The 18,130-nt window shown below is 44.9% G+C and carries 14 protein-coding genes, 1 tRNA gene and 2 rRNA genes; 4 read left to right on the forward strand and 13 right to left on the reverse strand.

Going from position 1 to position 18,130, the window contains the following annotated elements; genetic code table 11:
* The first annotated feature begins 203 nt into the window (after nt 1-203).
* Nucleotides 204-1,004: a flagellar motor stator protein MotA gene (motA, locus tag MHH49_RS09430; protein WP_036679967.1), complete on the forward strand. Its 801-nt coding sequence runs from the start codon at nt 204-206 to the stop codon at nt 1,002-1,004.
* A complete protein-coding gene (gene motB, locus MHH49_RS09435) occupies nt 988-1,803 on the forward strand; it encodes a flagellar motor protein MotB (RefSeq protein WP_036679969.1) in 816 nt (271 codons plus the stop codon). The genes motA and motB overlap by 17 nt, the downstream gene beginning before the upstream one ends.
* A gap of 112 nt (nt 1,804-1,915) precedes the next feature.
* On the opposite strand, the gene rluF is transcribed toward motB, so the two are convergent.
* Both rluF and MHH49_RS09445 read right to left on the reverse strand, forming a co-directional pair.
* A complete protein-coding gene (rluF, locus tag MHH49_RS09440) occupies nt 1,916-2,617 on the reverse strand; it encodes a 23S rRNA pseudouridine(2604) synthase RluF (RefSeq protein WP_036679985.1) in 702 nt (233 codons plus the stop codon).
* Nucleotides 2,607-4,934 (reverse strand): ATP-binding protein, encoded by a 2,328-nt coding sequence (locus tag MHH49_RS09445; RefSeq protein WP_341138109.1) that lies wholly within the window; start codon nt 4,932-4,934, stop codon nt 2,607-2,609. Before MHH49_RS09445 ends, rluF begins: the two co-directional genes overlap by 11 nt.
* A gap of 310 nt (nt 4,935-5,244) precedes the next feature.
* Between MHH49_RS09445 and tadA the strand changes: the two genes are divergently transcribed.
* Nucleotides 5,245-5,760 (forward strand): tRNA adenosine(34) deaminase TadA, encoded by a 516-nt coding sequence (gene tadA, locus MHH49_RS09450; protein WP_256721116.1) that lies wholly within the window; start codon nt 5,245-5,247, stop codon nt 5,758-5,760.
* Complete coding sequence (locus MHH49_RS09455) at nt 5,761-6,330, forward strand: GNAT family N-acetyltransferase (protein ID WP_339211067.1); 570 nt, start codon at nt 5,761-5,763, stop codon at nt 6,328-6,330.
* A gap of 105 nt (nt 6,331-6,435) precedes the next feature.
* On the opposite strand, the gene MHH49_RS09460 is transcribed toward MHH49_RS09455, so the two are convergent.
* From MHH49_RS09460 to MHH49_RS09510, 11 genes are all read right to left on the reverse strand, one after another.
* On the reverse strand, nt 6,436-7,527 hold the full coding sequence (locus MHH49_RS09460) for a hypothetical protein (protein ID WP_038568046.1): 1,092 nt from the start codon (nt 7,525-7,527) through the stop codon (nt 6,436-6,438).
* A 105-nt stretch (nt 7,528-7,632) separates the two neighbouring features.
* Nucleotides 7,633-7,785, reverse strand: coding sequence for a small acid-soluble spore protein P (locus MHH49_RS09465; protein ID WP_036679976.1), 153 nt, complete (start codon nt 7,783-7,785; stop codon nt 7,633-7,635).
* Nucleotides 7,786-7,796: 11 nt separating this feature from the next.
* On the reverse strand, nt 7,797-8,138 hold the full coding sequence (locus MHH49_RS09470) for a hypothetical protein (RefSeq protein WP_036679977.1): 342 nt from the start codon (nt 8,136-8,138) through the stop codon (nt 7,797-7,799).
* A 145-nt stretch (nt 8,139-8,283) separates the two neighbouring features.
* Nucleotides 8,284-8,372 (reverse strand) — tRNA-Ser (locus MHH49_RS09475).
* 67 nt (nt 8,373-8,439) lie between these two features.
* Nucleotides 8,440-9,726 (reverse strand): serine--tRNA ligase, encoded by a 1,287-nt coding sequence (serS, locus tag MHH49_RS09480; protein WP_038568043.1) that lies wholly within the window; start codon nt 9,724-9,726, stop codon nt 8,440-8,442.
* Between the two features lie 74 nt (nt 9,727-9,800).
* Nucleotides 9,801-10,397 (reverse strand): pyridoxal 5'-phosphate synthase glutaminase subunit PdxT, encoded by a 597-nt coding sequence (gene pdxT, locus MHH49_RS09485; RefSeq protein WP_036679979.1) that lies wholly within the window; start codon nt 10,395-10,397, stop codon nt 9,801-9,803.
* A gap of 18 nt (nt 10,398-10,415) precedes the next feature.
* Nucleotides 10,416-11,297, reverse strand: a complete 882-nt coding sequence (gene pdxS / locus MHH49_RS09490; RefSeq protein WP_076148021.1) for a pyridoxal 5'-phosphate synthase lyase subunit PdxS — start codon at nt 11,295-11,297, stop codon at nt 10,416-10,418.
* A 112-nt stretch (nt 11,298-11,409) separates the two neighbouring features.
* Nucleotides 11,410-12,804: a D-alanyl-D-alanine carboxypeptidase family protein gene (locus MHH49_RS09495; protein WP_036679981.1), complete on the reverse strand. Its 1,395-nt coding sequence runs from the start codon at nt 12,802-12,804 to the stop codon at nt 11,410-11,412.
* Nucleotides 12,805-12,929: 125 nt separating this feature from the next.
* On the reverse strand, nt 12,930-14,387 hold the full coding sequence (gene guaB / locus MHH49_RS09500) for an IMP dehydrogenase (RefSeq protein ID WP_036679982.1): 1,458 nt from the start codon (nt 14,385-14,387) through the stop codon (nt 12,930-12,932).
* A 431-nt stretch (nt 14,388-14,818) separates the two neighbouring features.
* A 5S ribosomal RNA gene (rrf, locus tag MHH49_RS09505) occupies nt 14,819-14,935 on the reverse strand.
* A 129-nt stretch (nt 14,936-15,064) separates the two neighbouring features.
* Nucleotides 15,065-17,990, reverse strand: a 23S ribosomal RNA gene (locus tag MHH49_RS09510).
* Nucleotides 17,991-18,130: the final 140 nt, after the last annotated feature.

The raw sequence follows: 18,130 nt of genomic DNA on the forward strand, positions 1-18,130 counted from the left end.
TATCACTCCGTTTTCTTCACAGATGAATAATTACTTACCTTATCCATTATAGCCGAAAAAATGACTTCACAAAAAACCGAATGATGTCGATAAATAAGAATATACGTTAATTCGGTTTCGCACAGAGTGCCCTGCCGCTGTTTCAAGGATGATATACGCGGCATTGTCGGAACACATCTTAAATCTCACGGACGAGGTGCAAAATGGAAATTTCAACAATAATTGGTTTAATTTTTGGTTTGGTTGCTGTAATCTGGGGCATGATCCTCAAGCACGCTCCACTTCATGCTTTGGCCACACCCGCTGCTTACGTTATTATCTTGGTGGGTACGGCAGCTTCTATTTTCATGGCCTTTCCTTTCAACGAGGTCAAAAAGATTCCAAGTCTGTTCAAAATGATTTTTATCAAAAAGAAATTAATCAGTAAACCCGAATTAATCACTATGTTCATGGAATGGGCTTCTATCACACGGCGTGAAGGTCTGTTGGCTCTAGAATCAAAGGTCGATGAAATAGAAGATAACTTCCTCAGAAACGGCATGCGGATGATTATTGATGGAAATGATCAGGATTTTGTCCGCGATGTCCTCATGGAGGATATCCACGCCACAGAGGATAGACATAAAGCAGGAGCCCTCATTTTCTCACAGGCAGGTATGTATGCTCCTACCCTCGGGGTGCTCGGGGCGGTTATCGGTCTCATCGCCGCTCTGGCTGATATGAGTGATATGAACAAACTGGCTGCGGCAATCGGGGCTGCCTTCATCGCCACATTGCTTGGTATCTTTACAGGTTACGTATTATGGCATCCTATTGCTAATAAGCTGAAACGTCTCTCCAAACAAGAAATCGAAGTTCGAATGATGATGGTCGAAGGTCTTTTGTCCATACAGTCCGGTGTATCTACTATTGCCATCAATCAGAAGCTTGCTGTATTCCTAACACCTTCGCAACGCGTTAAGTTAAATGAGAAGGACGGTGGATCAGGTGAGCAAAAAGACTAGACACGAAGAGCATGAAGAACATGCCGATGAATCGTGGCTGTTACCTTACTCCGACCTCATGACTCTTCTGGTGGCTCTGTTCATCGTTATGTATTCTATGAGTGCAACGGATGCCAAGAAATTTGAAGAGATGAGTCAGGCCTTCAGTTCCGCACTTAATGGCGGTACAGGTATTCTTGAAGAGCGGGCAGCAATGCCTAGTAAGACTCAAGAAGATCTAGGGAAAAATGATAAGATGGGTAGCTCTACTTCCAAGAAAGCTGAAGAAGCAGAAATGGCAAAGCTACGACAAAAGGAACAAGAGGATTTAGAGAAGCTTAAGAAACAATTCGATCAATATATTAAGAGCAACGGCCTAACTGATCTGCTCAGTACGAAGCTTAATCAATCTCAGCTAATGATTACGATCAGTGATAACGCATTGTTCGCTTCTGGCCAAGCCATTGTTAAGGATGATTCGCGGCAATTAGCTAAATCCATCTCAACGATGCTGCAGCAATTCCCGGATTATGATGTAGTAGTGCAAGGGCACACCGACGATATTCCGATTTCTAATAGCAACTATTCATCCAACTGGGATCTGAGTGCGGATCGGGCACTTCAGTTCATGAAGATTTTGCTGCAGAACACAAATCTAAATCCACGCAAATTTAGTGCGATTGGATACGGCGAATATCATCCTATTTCCGATAATGACACAGCTACCGGTCGAAGCAAGAATCGCCGGGTAGAGGTTTCCATTATTCGAAAATATCAAGAAACCAAAGAGTTTACAGGGATTGTTCCCTCTGCTGAATAAGTGATTTCGTAAGGTAATAAAAAGAGCTGTCCAAAGGTCTTAGACCCCGGACAGCTCTTTTTTTGTTGCAGTACTACATTCTATATGGAACTGTATTATTGTAATGACACTCCTACAGTAACTCGTAGTTCAGCGTAGCTCCAAGCTCTTTCTTCTCATCAGCAGACAGCTCACGCCATTCTCCCGTTTGCAATGCCCCCAGGCGAATATTCATAATCCGAATGCGTTGCAGCTTTCGAACCTCATACCCAAAAGCGCTGCACATACGACGAATCTGGCGATTTTTGCCCTCTGTCAAAATAATACGGAAGACACGCTCCGTAATACGCGTTACCTCACAGGGCAGCGTCTTCTCGCCTAATATTTTCACACCGCTGGACATGCCGGTAATAAAAGAAGGCGTAATGGGTCTGTCCACGGTAACCACGTATTCTTTTTCATGCCGGCCTTCCGCCCGCAAAATTTTATTAACGATGTCGCCATCATTGGTAAGCAGGATTAATCCTTCCGAATCCTTATCGAGACGACCAATCGGGAATATACGTTCATGATGACCTACAAAATCGACAATATTCCCCTTGATATGCTGTTCTGTGGTTGATGTAATCCCTACCGGCTTGTTTAGAGCAATGTAGACCGTCTGGCTTGAGGTTTCAAGCGCTATACCATCTATTCGCACATCATCGCCCGGAACAGCCTGACTGCCCAGCACAGCAGGCTCTCCGTTGATCGTAACTCTGCCGGCATCCACAAGCTTGTCTGCTTCTCGGCGTGAACAGTACCCTGTCTCACTGATGAATTTATTAATTCTCACGTTGTTCTTCACTCCGTTCATCCTTAATGTTAAGCCAAGGTGTACCCCCTCCAGCTGCAGGCAGCTTAATCATAACGGTTGTCCCCCGGCCAACTTCACTTTGTATTTCCAAATGACCCTTATGAGCCTGAATAATACGCTGGCTAATCATTAACCCAAGACCAGTCCCCGATTCCTTATTCGTGAAGAACGGTTCACCCAGCTTAGGCAGCACGTCCTCTGGAATCCCTTCACCCTGATCTTTGATTACTATAAAGACGCAATCCACAGAGTTCCACAGTTCCATTGAAATGACGCCACCCTCAGGCATAGCCTCAATTGCATTTTTAACAATATTAATGAATACCTGCTTCAGCTGGTTCTCTTCACAATGTACAGTAGCAGGTTGTTCAGAGAATTTCGTACTAAATTGAATATCATGTAGATGAGCCAGACTATCCAATAGAGAAACTACATCACCTAATATGTAGCGAAGATCTTTTTCCTGAAAATGAACGGCTTGCGGCTTAGCCAGGATTAAAAATTCACTGACAATAAGATTAATCCGCTCCAGCTCGGATAACATCAGCTCTACATGAAGCGGAACCAAGAGCTCCTTCTCCTGTTGAAGCTGTAGAAATCCTTTTAATGTGGTAAGAGGGTTACGAATCTCATGAGCTACTCCTGCGGCCAATTGGCCGACTGTAGTTAGTTTCTCAGAGCGTCTAAGCAGCTCCTCCATTCGATTGCGTTCCGTCATATCACGAGAAACGTGAATAAAGGAATGGGGATAACCCTCTTCATCTCGAATTATCGAGGTACTAATGCTAACCTCAACTAATGATCCGTCCCGTTTAAGTCTCACTGTCTCGATCGGCGGCAGAACTGCACCATTTCTTAACGCGTCAAGCCGCTCTTCCTCTTGCTTAAGCGCTGTCGCGGGTACAAGATATGGCATATTGCCGATCACTTCTGTTGCACTCCATCCATACAGCTCCTCAAAGGCCCTGTTAGTGCTAGTGATTCGTCCCTCCATATCCAACGTATGAATCGCATCAGACGTACCGTTAATTACGGATTCCAAATGCTCCTTAACCGCCCGGTTCTCTTCCAGCGTCTGCTTAAGACGATTGGTGCGTTGCATAAGATGAGAAGTCATAGCGTTAATCCGCAAGGCTAATTGACCTAACTCATCACGAGAGGTTACCTTTAATGGAGGTTCGAACTTACCTCGCGCTACATCATTGACTTTGGCAAGTATAGCCTGAATTGGACGAGTAACAAAACCTGAAAGTATGTAACTACATAGCAAAAATAATGCCAGCAACAACAGAGACGTAGTCAAATAATTGGCTAATTGTTCATGAACTACGGATGAAATCACAGAATAATCCAAAACTACACCGATTACGTAAGGATCCATTTTAGGATTCTGAATAGGAATGAAGCTTTTGAGCACTCTTTTCCCATGTACCCTCGTCTCCAGTGTAACTGGCTTCTGCTTCTGCTGAGCTAATAGAATGGCCGCTTTATCTTGCTCCACATTACCATAAGTATAGGTACCGAACTTAATTGGGCGGTTGCCAAGTTTCTTTTTAAATGCATCGCTTCCATCGCCCGCCATACTCGCTAAACCAAATGTTGTTGGATTAAATCCTGTAAGCTCTAAAATCCCTGGATTAACTTCTTTGGTTCGCTCTACAATTTGATCGGGATTGGTGATTTTGACATATTCACTAGCCGCAGTATTGAGAATAACAGGATTAATGATGTAGTTACTTGCTTCATCATGATAATAACCCCACTTCTCAATGAAATCGGGATTGTAGGTTGAATATTCAAATGGGCCTGACCAAAAATGATCCAATGCCTGACCTTGTCCCACAGTGACTTCCTGATTATCAAATAACTCCAAAAGGGCAAGGTACCAGTACCCCCAACCTTGAGTGGACATTCCAATATCAATAGGATTTGATGCCTTTGTCACCACGATATCATTATCAGTCTTTACCAGAATTGAAATATTAGACACGCCCAACTTGGAAGTTAGGGCCTTAAGTTGAGCATTGGTTATATTCTTATAATCCGGACCCAATTCCTTAGAGGCAAAGATGGCAGCCATTCTTAAGTTATGCGCAATTTGATATTCTACATAGTTAGAGCTATAGTTACTTTGTTCTACAGAAACAGCCATTTGCATAGCGGTGATCTGCATATTATTTACGTTTTCATTTCTTAGATTATTCTGAGCGGCATAAAGGTTAAATGTCAGGTTTAATGCTAAAATTAGCAGTACCGCTCCAAAAATAATAGCAGATAGTTTTGTCTTTATGGACAAACTGTTATTCACCTCTTATCCACTGGTAAATCCTTGCGGAGCCTATAATAAACATCATACCTTTTGCCCCCTCATTTGAAAAGGACATTTAAAACAAGCCTATTAATTCACGAAATATTGAAATTCAAAAGGTGTTTCTCTACAATATATAAGAAACCATCCACATCTTATGCACATATAAACAAATTATTAAAGTCCGATGTGTACAAAAATGTGTATAAGTAGGCTGTTATCCACAGAGTTATACACATTTTGTTAAGAACGAATATTTGTTCGTTGTACAATGGTTACAGAAGAAGGGAAGATGATCTTGAATATTAAAGCCAATGAATCGCCAGAAGATATACAAGCGGTTCATGAATATTGGATGAGGCAGGCGATCGCAGAAGCACGTAAAGCTGAGGCATTAGGTGAGGTTCCTATTGGCGCTGTCATTGTTCGACATGGTGAAATTATAGGACGTGGATACAATTTACGAGAAACGACAATGGATTCGACAGCCCATGCAGAGATGGTAGCCATTCGTGAGGCCAGCAATGTCATGAATTCTTGGCGTCTGCTGGATTGCCAGCTGTACGTCACCCTAGAACCTTGTCCGATGTGTGCAGGAGCAATAGTGCAGTCCAGAGTGCCTCTCACGGTATATGGAACGCCTGACCCTAAAGCTGGATGTGCCGGGACCCTCATGAACTTGCTTGAAGAACCGCGATTTAATCATAGAACTGAGGTAATACAGGGTGTTTTACAAGAAGAATGTGCAGATCTACTCACCTCCTTCTTTCGCCGTTTACGTAAAAAGCCAATAAAACAAAAGGAGGACTCCTAAATGACCCTTACTCTATATCATACCTCTCAAGGCATCTATATTTCTCCACTTGAGCTTAAGGATGCACAGAGCCTGCTGGAGCTTCGTTTAAATAACCGGGTAACCCATGAACCGTTTGAGCCAAAACGTGATGATCACTTCTTTACCTTGGAGAGTCAACAACAGATCATCAATCAGCGTATTGAGGACGCCCTACAGGACAGAGCTTATATGTTCGGCATTTATCTGCTGGATGGACAGCTAATCGGTCAGATCACATTGTCCAACGTCTCACGAGGTATAGCACAATATGCTGATTTAGGATATTTAATGGATCATCGGATGCAAGGACAAGGTTATATGACAGCAGCAGTCGGATTAGTCCTCGGCTATGCGTTCCGGGCCTTAGGTCTACATAGAGTTCAAGCAGCTATTTTATTGCATAATGAAGCTTCCCGAAGAGTCCTGGAGAAGAGTGGGTTCAAACCTGAAGGGATCGCCCGTCAGTATCTTAAAATAAATGGACAGTGGCAGGATCACCAAACCTACGCAATCTTAACCGAAGACGTGCTGACTGAGGAACGGAAATAAGATTCTGCATTGTCGCAGGAATGAGTGCTACTTTTTTTCCTAAAAAAAGACCCGCATGGGCGTATAATATACGCATCATGCGGGTCTTAATCTTGCGAACTGGGATTAATAAGTTCCCATACCACCGAATTCTTCTCCAAGTTGATCCATTGTAATTACATCATCACCTTGAGGGATACCAATCTTGAATACCGGCTTCTCGTTGATCTTACTGTATTGGCCCGTTCCATTTACTGAGAAGGCCACTTTTGTGCCATCTTCCGGATCATTTACTTTAACATCCATCAATAAATCCTGATACACAGCGTATCCATCTTTATCGATCGCAGTATTATAGTGGAACTGGTTGATGGTAAGGTACTTATCAAGATCAGCTAAGCCCTTATCCAATTCAGTTCTAGCTTCACCTGATGTCAGTTCTTCTTTAGCCTTAGCTAGATCTGCATCTTTAATCTGCAGCATATCCTTGTATTCTTCCTTGCTTACGATATCAATAATTTTAGGCAGGGCATTATTCACCAAGATAGTGATTGCTTCTTTAACATTATCGTTAGTCACTTGGAACTGAACAACTTGTTTAGCTTCCACACCTTCTGGTAAATTAGCATCTTTGGGATCAATCTCGTTAAAATATTTTTCTTCGTCATATTCAGCTAGGACAGTGTCCACCACTTCATTAGACAGCTTCTGCATTTTTTGAGTATCCATCGTACTTGGGTTAAATTCTGCACCCTCCTGCTCTGCCAACGCCTTCAGATCAACCTCTACAAACTTATTGAGGATCGTCTCAGGAATCGGTACGAAAGGAATAGATGGAATCTTAACATACAACTTCTCGGCAGTCATTACCATAGGAACATTAAAGCTCATGCTCATATCGCCTTTCAGATTCAGAACCATAGTTAGTTCTGTCTGCATTGGCTCTGCTTGATATACCCCATCAATGGTAATATCAGCATTCTTAAGCATACTAAGTACCTGTGTAGTCATTGCAGCAGATTCAGCGTCAGAAGTCTCGATCGTAAGATCGTTGATCGTGAATTTACTCTTCATCTCATAAGATGACATTGTAGTCGCTTTAGTAGCAGCTGATTTTAAGGCCTCTTTTGGCGCCTCCTGTTTACTTGCACATCCCGGCAGAATTACTGCTGCTGTAAGCAGCAATGCAGCGGCCGACAAACCCCACTTTTTGTTCATTATTGTTCTCCTCTCCCATTGTAAAAGAAATCTCTCCCCCTCCTATGATAAACCATTTGTAAAAATCAAGAAACACTTCTTTAAAATTCTTAACGTTTTTATTTGTTAACCTTGTGGATTATGGTGGTCAACATGGTTCGCTTGTTTCACCTTTTTAGAACCTGAAAGCGGTTCTGGACCTGAAGGAGCATGGTCTTTTCTCCGCTCACCACTTGTTGGCTCTGCCCCAGGAACAGGGATACTTTTTGGTTTCGACATTTTCATTCCTCCTAAGGATTGGTCAAGTTCTGAAGAGCCTGAGCACATTCGTGAATTTGCCGTGAGTATTGCTGTGCCAGCTGCTGTACGGCATCACTACGCTCATCAATATGGAGACCGCTCTGTTCCACATCCAGCAGATCCACTGCCACTTCTCTGCTATCTACATACTTGCAGCGAAAATCCAGCGAATAGCCTTGATGACCTGCCGCATTAAAATGAATCAGCAAGCTATTCGGATCCCCATTATCCGCCAGCACACTGAAACTATCCCCATCATCCATCAACGCCGGCAAACGCTCCTGCCAGGCTGAAACAAGCTTATGCTGATCAACTTCTAATGATCTATCCATGATTATGATCATCCTCCTTCTCTAATACATTGCGGAGAAATGAAGCTTTTTATTCTCAATAGAACTCGGTCTACCAAACAAAACAAAAAACCGTCCCCCAGAGGGAACGGTTTCTATCTAATTATTCTTTAAGTTCATAAAGGAATGGCGGAGAGGATGGGATTCGAACCCATGTGGGCTTGCACCCTAACGGTTTTCAAGACCGCCCCGTTATGACCGCTTCGGTACCTCTCCAAATGCATTTAAATTTCACATGCATTAGGATTGTACCATACAATGCAAAGAAAAAGCAACTATATCTTTAAATAGTTTTTGGTTGTATCGATTTTACATTGCGCATATAAGGTTGTAGGCATTCTGGAATCAGAACACTGCCATCCTCTTGCTGATAATTCTCAAGAATTGCAGCAACTGTACGTCCAACAGCCAAAGCAGAGCCGTTCAGCGTATGAACAAATTCAGGCTTCGATTTTGGATCCTTACGGAAACGAATATTTGCCCGGCGTGCTTGGAAGTCTTCTGTATTTGAGCAAGAGGAGATCTCACGGTACATCCCACTCTCAGGCAACCACACTTCCAAATCGTACGTCTTAGCCGATGTAAAGCCCATATCAGCCGTACATAACCCAAGTACACGATAAGGCAGTCCTAACAGCTGCAGCACACTTTCAGCGTCTGCTGTCATTTTTTCTAATTCCTCATAAGAGGATTCAGGCGTGGTGAGCTTCACCAACTCTACCTTGTTGAATTGATGCTGGCGAATCAAACCGCGAGTATCACGGCCCGCCGAGCCCGCCTCAGAACGGAAACAAGAGCTGTAAGCTACATGGTATTTAGGCAGGTCAGCTGCCGTCAAAATCTCTTCGCGATAGTAGTTCGTTACCGGTACTTCAGCTGTAGGAATCAAATAGTATTCGGTATCCCGCAGCTTGAACAGATCCTCTTCGAATTTAGGCAGTTGTCCTGTACCATACAAGCTGTCTTTGTTTACAATGTAAGGCGGCAGCATTTCCTCATAGTTATGCTCACCACTGTGAAGATCCATCATAAAGTTAATCAGCGCCCGTTCTAGACGTGCTCCAAGTCCTTTATAGAAAACAAACCGGGATCCTGTAACCTTTGCTGCAGCTTCAAAATCAATAATATCAAGCTGCTGCGCAAGCTCCCAATGTGATTTCGGAGTGAATCCAAACTCTTTGGGCTCCGACCAGCGGCGTAATTCAACGTTATCATCCTCAGACTTCCCTACTGGAACTGAATCATGAGGAATATTAGGGATATTCATAGTAAGATCAGCAATCTGAGCTTCCAGTTCACGTACTTCATCATCAAGCTCTTTAATTCGGTCAGATACTGTACGCATTTCTGTAATTAGATCATCTGCTGGCTCGCCGTTCTTTTTCTTTTTCGCTACTTCACCCGAAACTGTATTACGACGGTTCTTAAGACCTTCGGTTTCTTGCAGTAATTCACGTCGACGCAAATCAAGTTGTGGAAAATCAGCAATTAAGTCCAGCGATTTGCCCCGTTTTTCTAAAGCCTCTTCCACTCTTGCGTAATCACTACGTAGTATTTTTACATCTAACACAATGTTTCCCTCCTGAAAACAGCCTAAACTCTTTCAAAATGCTGATTACAGCTTTGAAAGAGTCAGGATGTTCTTTATATGCAATTTTGTTGTTGGACTTCCCTATTCGCCTCTACCATATCGGCAAAATATTGGTGCAGTCTGAAATCATCGGTCAGTTCTGGATGAAAAGAAGACACCAGCAAGTTCCCTTCGCGCGCGGTTACAATCTCATCATTATAGACTGTAAGCACATCAACTCCCGGTCCCACCTCGTTGATAAGCGGTGCACGTATAAATACAGCACGAACCGGCTCATCAATGCCTTTAACCTCCAGATCACATTCAAAGCTTTCCCGTTGGCGGCCGAATGCATTCCGGGCTACGGTAATATCCATCAGCTCCAAATGCCCCGGTTCACCACCGGCAATTTTTTTGGCCAGCACGATCATACCCGCACATGTGCCAAAAATAGGCTTGCCCTGATCAGAAAAATCACGGATGGCTTCTATGAAACCATATTTCCGCATTAGCTTTCCAATCGTTGTACTTTCTCCGCCGGGGATAATCAGGCCTTCAACCTCTTCTAGCTGCTCCACACGCTTGATAGGCACGCCTTCTGCACCGGTCTTCTCTATACTAACAATATGCTCCGTAACAGCGCCTTGAAGCGCCAATACTCCTATCTTCATCCTACAACCTTCTCTCTATTAACGGCCACGCTCCGACATACGTTCAGCCGGGGTGAGAGTTGCAATATCAATCCCCTTCATTGGTGCACCAAGGTTCTTGGATACTTCAGCAATCAGTTTGTAATCAGTATAGTGTGTAGTAGCTTCAACAATCGCACGCGCAAATTTCTCAGGATTGTCCGATTTAAAAATACCCGAGCCTACGAATACACCATCAGCACCCAAATGCATCATAAGAGCAGCATCGGCAGGAGTAGCTACACCCCCAGCGGCAAAGTTAACAACCGGCAGTTTGCCAAGCTCATGCACTTCGAGCAACAGCTCATAGGAAACTCCCAGGTTCTTTGCTTCATTATATAGCTCGTCCTTGGACAAATTCGTTACTTTACGGATTTGACTGTTGATAAAGCGCATGTGACGCACGGCCTCAACAATGTTGCCTGTTCCTGGTTCACCTTTTGTACGGATCATGGAGGCACCTTCGTTAATACGTCTCAATGCTTCTCCCAGATCCTTCGCTCCACATACAAAAGGAACGGTAAACTCACGTTTATCAATATGGAATACTTCATCAGCAGGAGTAAGAACTTCACTCTCATCCAAGTAATCAACACCCAAAGATTCTAGAACTTTCGCTTCTACATAATGGCCGATACGAGCCTTAGCCATAACAGGGATACTTACCACTTTGAGAACCTCTTCTACAATTGTAGGATCGGCCATCCGTGCTACACCGCCAGCTGCACGAATGTCAGAAGGTACGCGTTCCAGAGCCATAACAGCAACTGCACCAGCAGCCTCAGCAATTTTTGCTTGCTCTGCATTCATGACGTCCATAATGACGCCGCCTTTTTGCATTTCTGCCATGCCTCTTTTAACTCGCGATGTACCTGTTTCCATGTCCTAACCCCCCGAATGATCTATCTTAATCTAACTTGTAATTTTACCCCAATGAAGGGAAATCTACAACCCATTCACTCGGATTTACTGCTGATTTCGACACCGAACTGCATTAGAACAAGTTCTTGATCCCTGAAAATAAATCACCGAAGAAATCGCCAATCGCTCTAAGGAACAACTTGAACCAGCCAGCTTTCTCAGCTTCCTCTACAGTGATCAGATTAACTGTTTTCTCCTGTGCTGCTTGCATGCCTTCAGCCTTGTAGGAATAGGTAACTTTACCTACTTTAGAGGATTGGGCTATAGGAGCAACCAAAGTAGCAGGGTCATTTGTTACAACAGTTGTAGTAACTTCAGGAGAAACAGTTCCCTTAGGAACAATGAAAGAAACTCCTTCATCAGTAACTATAGAAACATCTTTATTCTTGCCTTTCAGTACCGGAACTGTTTCCGTGCCAGCAATAACAGCCTTCGGAGCTACAACCTGTTTGATTTCAAAGTTGTTAAACCCGTAGTCGAGCACTTTTTTAGTTTCTGTGAATCGATGTGCCTCTGAATTAGCACCCATAACAACACTGATTAGACGCATTCCATCACGCACAGCAGTACCTGTAAAGCAGTTACCTGCATTTGTGGTATGGCCAGTCTTCAGTCCATCTAGACCTGGATAAGCATATGCCTTAAAGTTGGGAATACTTTTGTTAGCTTCCAGCATCCAGTTGTAGTTAATGATCGGCGCTGTATCCCGATCACGGAATTTATAAGACTGAATCGTTGTAAATTCAGTGAAGTCCGGGTGGTCAGTAACTATAAATTTAGCAAGAGTAGCTGCATCTCTAGCTGACATTACAGTCTCTTTATCAAGATCAGGACGGAATTTCTTCGGCATGTCTGCCCGATCAAGTCCAGTTGAGTTAATAAAATAGGTATTTTTCATGCCCATCTTCTGTGCAGTCTGATTCATTAGTTCTACGAATTGTTCTTCTGAACCCGATACCAATTCTGCCAAAGCAACTGTGGCATCATTCGCCGATCCTACGGCCATCGCTATGTATAGCTCTTTAACCGTATGTTCATCTCCAGCTGCCAGAAAAATTCGTGATCCGACCTGTTTGGAAGCATTCTCTTGAATGATAACTTTCTGATCCCAAGAGATGTCTCCTTTTTTCACGGCATCAGATACAAGATATTCAGTCATCATCTTGGTCATACTCGCAGGTGGGAGTGGTGTATCTGGATTTAGAGCCATAAGTACTTGGCCTGTAGTTGGTTCTATTAGAATAGCAGAACTCAATTCCAAGTTAAGAGATTCCACAGAAGGGATCTTAACTGCGTTGGTCTTGGGTGCAGTTTCAGTAGTAGTTGCGGCACCTTCGGTTGTAACCGGAGTTTTGCCCGCTTCAGCCAATGCTGGAATTACTGGGTTCATTAACATATTTAAAAGCAGACCTACAGTCGCTGTCTTAATTACAATTTGCTTACCATTAAATTTTCGTTTGTGCTTCAATGATTACGACTCTCCTTTAAATCTCATATCAATAGCTTGTTCTATTCTAACACAGGGGTACCCGCAAAAAAAGACAGACAGGACGAAATAGTCCTGTCTGTCCAAAAAATAATACGGTTAGTCCATTATACGGAATAGTTTGGTGCTTCTTTTGTAATTTGCACATCATGCGGGTGGCTCTCACGAAGTCCAGCACTTGTGATGCGAATGAAAGAAGTATCGTTACGCAGTTCTTCCAATGACTTCGTACCGCAATAGCCCATACCTGAGCGCAATCCGCCGATCAATTGATGAACAGTGTCAGAAAGAGGCCCTTTAAAAGCAATACGTCCCTCAATTCCTTCAGGAACGAGCTTTTTATCATCATCTTGGAAATAACGGTCTTTACTGCCTTGTTTCATGGCACTCATGCTGCCCATACCACGATATACTTTAAATTTACGGCCTTGATAGAGCTCAGATTCCCCTGGGCTTTCTTCTGTACCCGCAAACATACTTCCCATCATTACAGCATGAGCACCAGCTGCGATAGCCTTTGTGATCTCCCCAGAATACTTAATACCGCCATCAGCGATAATAGGAATTCCATACTCACGAGCAACTGTCGCACAATCATAAATGGCTGTAACCTGAGGTACGCCGATACCAGCGATAACGCGTGTTGTACAGATCGATCCTGGTCCAATACCTACTTTAACTACAGATGCACCAGCTTCAATAAGTTCACGGGTTGCTTCGCCTGTAGCTACGTTACCAGCAACAATCGTAAGATCAGGATACAACTCACGAATTTGGCGAACCGCTTCAATAATATTAATGTGGTGACCATGTGCAGAATCGACGACGATCAGATCCACACCAGCTTTTACTAATGCTGCAGTACGTTCGAACGTGTCTTTAGAGATACCAACAGCTGCTCCAACAAGTAGACGGCCATGTGCATCTTTGGCTCCGTTAGGGAATTGAATAGCTTTTTCAATATCCTTAATGGTGATGAGACCCTTAAGAATATTATTCTCGTCCACAAGGGGAAGCTTCTCGATCTTATGACGTTGCAGGATACCTTCTGCTTCCTGAAGGGTTGTACCCACAGCAGCTGTTACAAGATTCTCATGTGTCATAACTTCTTTAATCTGAATATTGAAATCATGAATAAAGCGTAAGTCTCTATTAGTTAGAATACCGACAAGTTTATTGTCACTGTCTACAATCGGCACTCCGGAAATGCGATATTTACCCATTAAAAGCTCTGCATCAGATACCATGTGTTCTGCCGTAAGTGAGAATGGATTCGTAATAACTCCGCTCTCGGAACGCTTCACACGATCTACTTCTTCCGCTTGCTGCTCTACAGGCATATTCTTGTGTATAATCCCGATGCCACCCTCACGAGCAATTGCAATGGCCATGGCTGCTTCTGTGACTGTGTCCATACCTGCACTCATAAGTGGAATATTCAACTTCACATTCTTACTTAGAACTGTGGTCAAATCCACTTCTTTAGGCAGTACCTCAGATTTACGCGGAACCAGCAGCACATCATCAAAAGTTAGACCTTCTTTACCAAACTTATCTTTCCACACCTGGGTCATTCCTCCTCGGTTGTTTTAAATTATACCCGCCTACAAACTTTATGAAAGAAGAACCTTTGACTCCAGTCCATTCACGACAGACAATTCTGTACATCTGGGGGCTGAACAAGTGTAGATCTTCAATTAAGGTTTGAGATGCTTATCCAAAAATATATTATTGCCATCTTAGCAAAGGGCATTTGGACTGTCAAGAACATTACATCATCAGAGTAGGTATTCAAAAAACGGCCCCCGAGTAAGCGAATTATTGGACGTTAGTCCGTGCTCAGTGGACATATAGTGTATAAAAAATCCACAATGCATTTCTGCTCATCTTATTACCCACGCTTATCTCCATCATAGTATTTCAAAATATAGCCTAATGAATTCTCTATTTACATAACAAAAAGACCACTGTCGATTACTCAACAGTGGTCTTGTGTGCTTGGCAACGTCCTACTCTCCCAGGACCCTTCGGTCCAAGTACCATCGGCGCTGGAGGGCTTAACGGTCGTGTTCGGGATGGGTACGCGTGGAACCCCTCCGCTATCGCCACCAAACATGCGTCTGTGAAACAGACGCTGCCGCGTGAAATTCGGTTCATCACTAGAAGTGACAATGAATTTCTAAGCGTATTTCAGGCTTAATCGCCTGAAAACTGAATCCGAAACGAATCTGCATTCTAAGTATAGGATAAGCCCTCGACCGATTAGTATTGGTCAGCTCCATGCATTGCTGCACTTCCACCTCCAACCTATCTACCTCGTCGTCTTCAAGGGGTCTTACTAATTGGGAAATCTCATCTTGAGGGGGGCTTCACGCTTAGATGCTTTCAGCGCTTATCCCGTCCGTACGTAGCTACCCAGCCATGCTCCTGGCGGAACAACTGGTGCACCAGCGGTACGTCCATCCCGGTCCTCTCGTACTAAGGACAGCTCCTCTCAAATTTCCTGCGCCCACGACAGATAGGGACCGAACTGTCTCACGACGTTCTGAACCCAGCTCGCGTACCGCTTTAATGGGCGAACAGCCCAACCCTTGGGACCTACTTCAGCCCCAGGATGCGATGAGCCGACATCGAGGTGCCAAACCTCCCCGTCGATGTGGACTCTTGGGGGAGATAAGCCTGTTATCCCCAGGGTAGCTTTTATCCGTTGAGCGATGGCCCTTCCATGCGGTACCACCGGATCACTAAGTCCGACTTTCGTCCCTGCTCGACTTGTAGGTCTCGCAGTCAAGCTCCCTTATGCCTTTGCACTCTGCGAATGATTTCCAACCATTCTGAGGGAACCTTGGAACGCCTCCGTTACTCTTTAGGAGGCGACCGCCCCAGTCAAACTGCCCGCCTGACACGGTCCCCGTACCCGATAAGGGTACTAGGTTAGAACCTAGATACGATCAGGGTGGTATCCCAACGGCGCCTCCACCGAAGCTTGCGCTCCGATTTCTACGGCTCCCACCTATCCTGTACAGATCGTACCCAAATTCAATATCAAGCTGCAGTAAAGCTCCATGGGGTCTTTCCGTCTTGTCGCGGGTAACCTGCATCTTCACAGGTATTAAAATTTCACCGGATCTCTCGTTGAGACAGCGCCCAAGTCGTTACGCCATTCGTGCGGGTCAGAATTTACCTGACAAGGAATTTCGCTACCTTAGGACCGTTATAGTTACGGCCGCCGTTTACTGGGGCTTCGGTTCATAGCTTCGGGTTACCCCTAACCACTCCCCTTAACCTTCCAGCACCGGGCAGGCGTCAGCCCGTATACTTCGCCTTGCGGCTTCGCACAGACCTGTGTTTTTGCTAAACAGTCGCTTGGGCCTTTTCACTGCGGCCCCCTCGTGCTATTCACACTACCGGGGCACCCCTTCTCCCGAAGTTACGGGGTCATTTTGCCGAGTTCCTTAACGAGAGTTCTTCCGCGCGCCTTAGAATTCTCTTCTCGCCTACCTGTGTCGGTTTGCGGTACGGGCACCTTCTCCTGGCTAGAGGCTTTTCTTGGCAGTGTGAGATCATGACCTTCGCTACTATAATTTTCGCTCCCCATCACAGCCCAGCCTTAACGATGTGCGGATTTGCCTACACATCAGCCTCACTGCTTAGACGGACATCCATCAGTCCGCGTCACTACCCTCCTGCGTCACCCCATCGCTCATAGCGGATTACGGTGGTACAGTAATTTCAAACTGTTGTCCTTCGACTACGCCTTTCGGCCTCGCCTTAGGTCCCGACTTACCCTGAGCGGACGAGCCTTCCTCAGGAAACCTTGGGCTTTCGGCGGATCAGATTCTCACTGATCTTTTCGTTACTCATACCGGCATTCTCACTTGTGTAGTGTCCAGCGCTCTTTTCAGTACACCTTCAACCCCTACACAACGCTCCCCTACCCCAGATGCAAAGCATCTAGCCATAGCTTCGGTGGTGTGTTTAGCCCCGTTACATTTTCGGCGCAGAGTCACTCGACCAGTGAGCTATTACGCACTCTTTCAATGGTGGCTGCTTCTAAGCCAACATCCTGGTTGTCTGTGCAACTCCACATCCTTTCCCACTTAACACACACTTGGGGACCTTAGCTGATGGTCTGGGCTGTTTCCCTTTTGACAATGGATCTTAGCACTCACTGTCTGACTCCCGGCAATAAGTATATGGCATTCGGAGTTTGACTGAGCTTGGTAATCCTTGCGGACCCCGCACCCAATCAGTGCTCTACCTCCACTACTCTTATACCGAGGCTAGCCCTAAAGCTATTTCGGGGAGAACCAGCTATCTCCGAGTTCGATTGGAATTTCTCCGCTACCCCCACCTCATCCCCGCACTTTTCAACGTACGTGGGTTCGGGCCTCCAGTGCGTGTTACCGCACCTTCACCCTGGACAGGGGTAGATCACACGGTTTCGGGTCTACGTCCACATACTCAATCGCCCTATTCAGACTCGCTTTCGCTGCGGCTCCACCTTCTCGGCTTAACCTTGCATGTTAAACGTAACTCGCCGGTTCATTCTACAAAAGGCACGCCATCACCCATAGATCGGGCTCTGACTTTTTGTAAGCACACGGTTTCAGGTTCTATTTCACTCCCCTTCCGGGGTGCTTTTCACCTTTCCCTCACGGTACTGTTTCACTATCGGTCGCCAGGTAGTATTTAGCCTTAGCAGATGGTCCTGCTGGATTCATACGGGGTTTCACGTGCCCCGCACTACTCGGGATCCGTCTCGGAGAGAATACAGTTTAGGTTACAGGGCTTTTACCTCTATCGCGGGCCTTTCCAGACCTCTTCACCTACCATATTCCTTTGTAACTCCATGTGAGACGTCCCACAACCCCTAAGAGCAAGCTCTTAGGTTTAGGCTGTTCCGCGTTCGCTCGCCGCTACTGACGGAATCACTATTGTTTTCTCTTCCTCAGGGTACTTAGATGTTTCAGTTCCCCTGGTCTGCCTCTACACACCCTATGTATTCAGGTATGAGTAACTGCGAATTACCACAGCTGGGTTTCCCCATTCGGACACCCCCGGATCAAAGCTTGCTTACAGCTCCCCGAGGCAGTTTCGTTGTTCGCCACGTCCTTCGTCGGCTCCTGGCGCCTAGGCATCCTCCGTGTGCTCTTATTAGCTTAACCTTGATTCTTCCGAAGAAAAATCTCACTAATAACATTTACTTGTTTGCACAAGTTGCTAAAAGATGTTCTAAAACGCAAATTCGTTTCGGTATCCAGTTTTCAAGGATCAAGTCTTACTTGAGAGCTTAAACTCTCAAAAC

Source organism: Paenibacillus sp. FSL F4-0122, from assembly GCF_038002845.1.
Lineage (GTDB): Bacteria > Bacillota > Bacilli > Paenibacillales > Paenibacillaceae > Paenibacillus_AQ > Paenibacillus_AQ odorifer.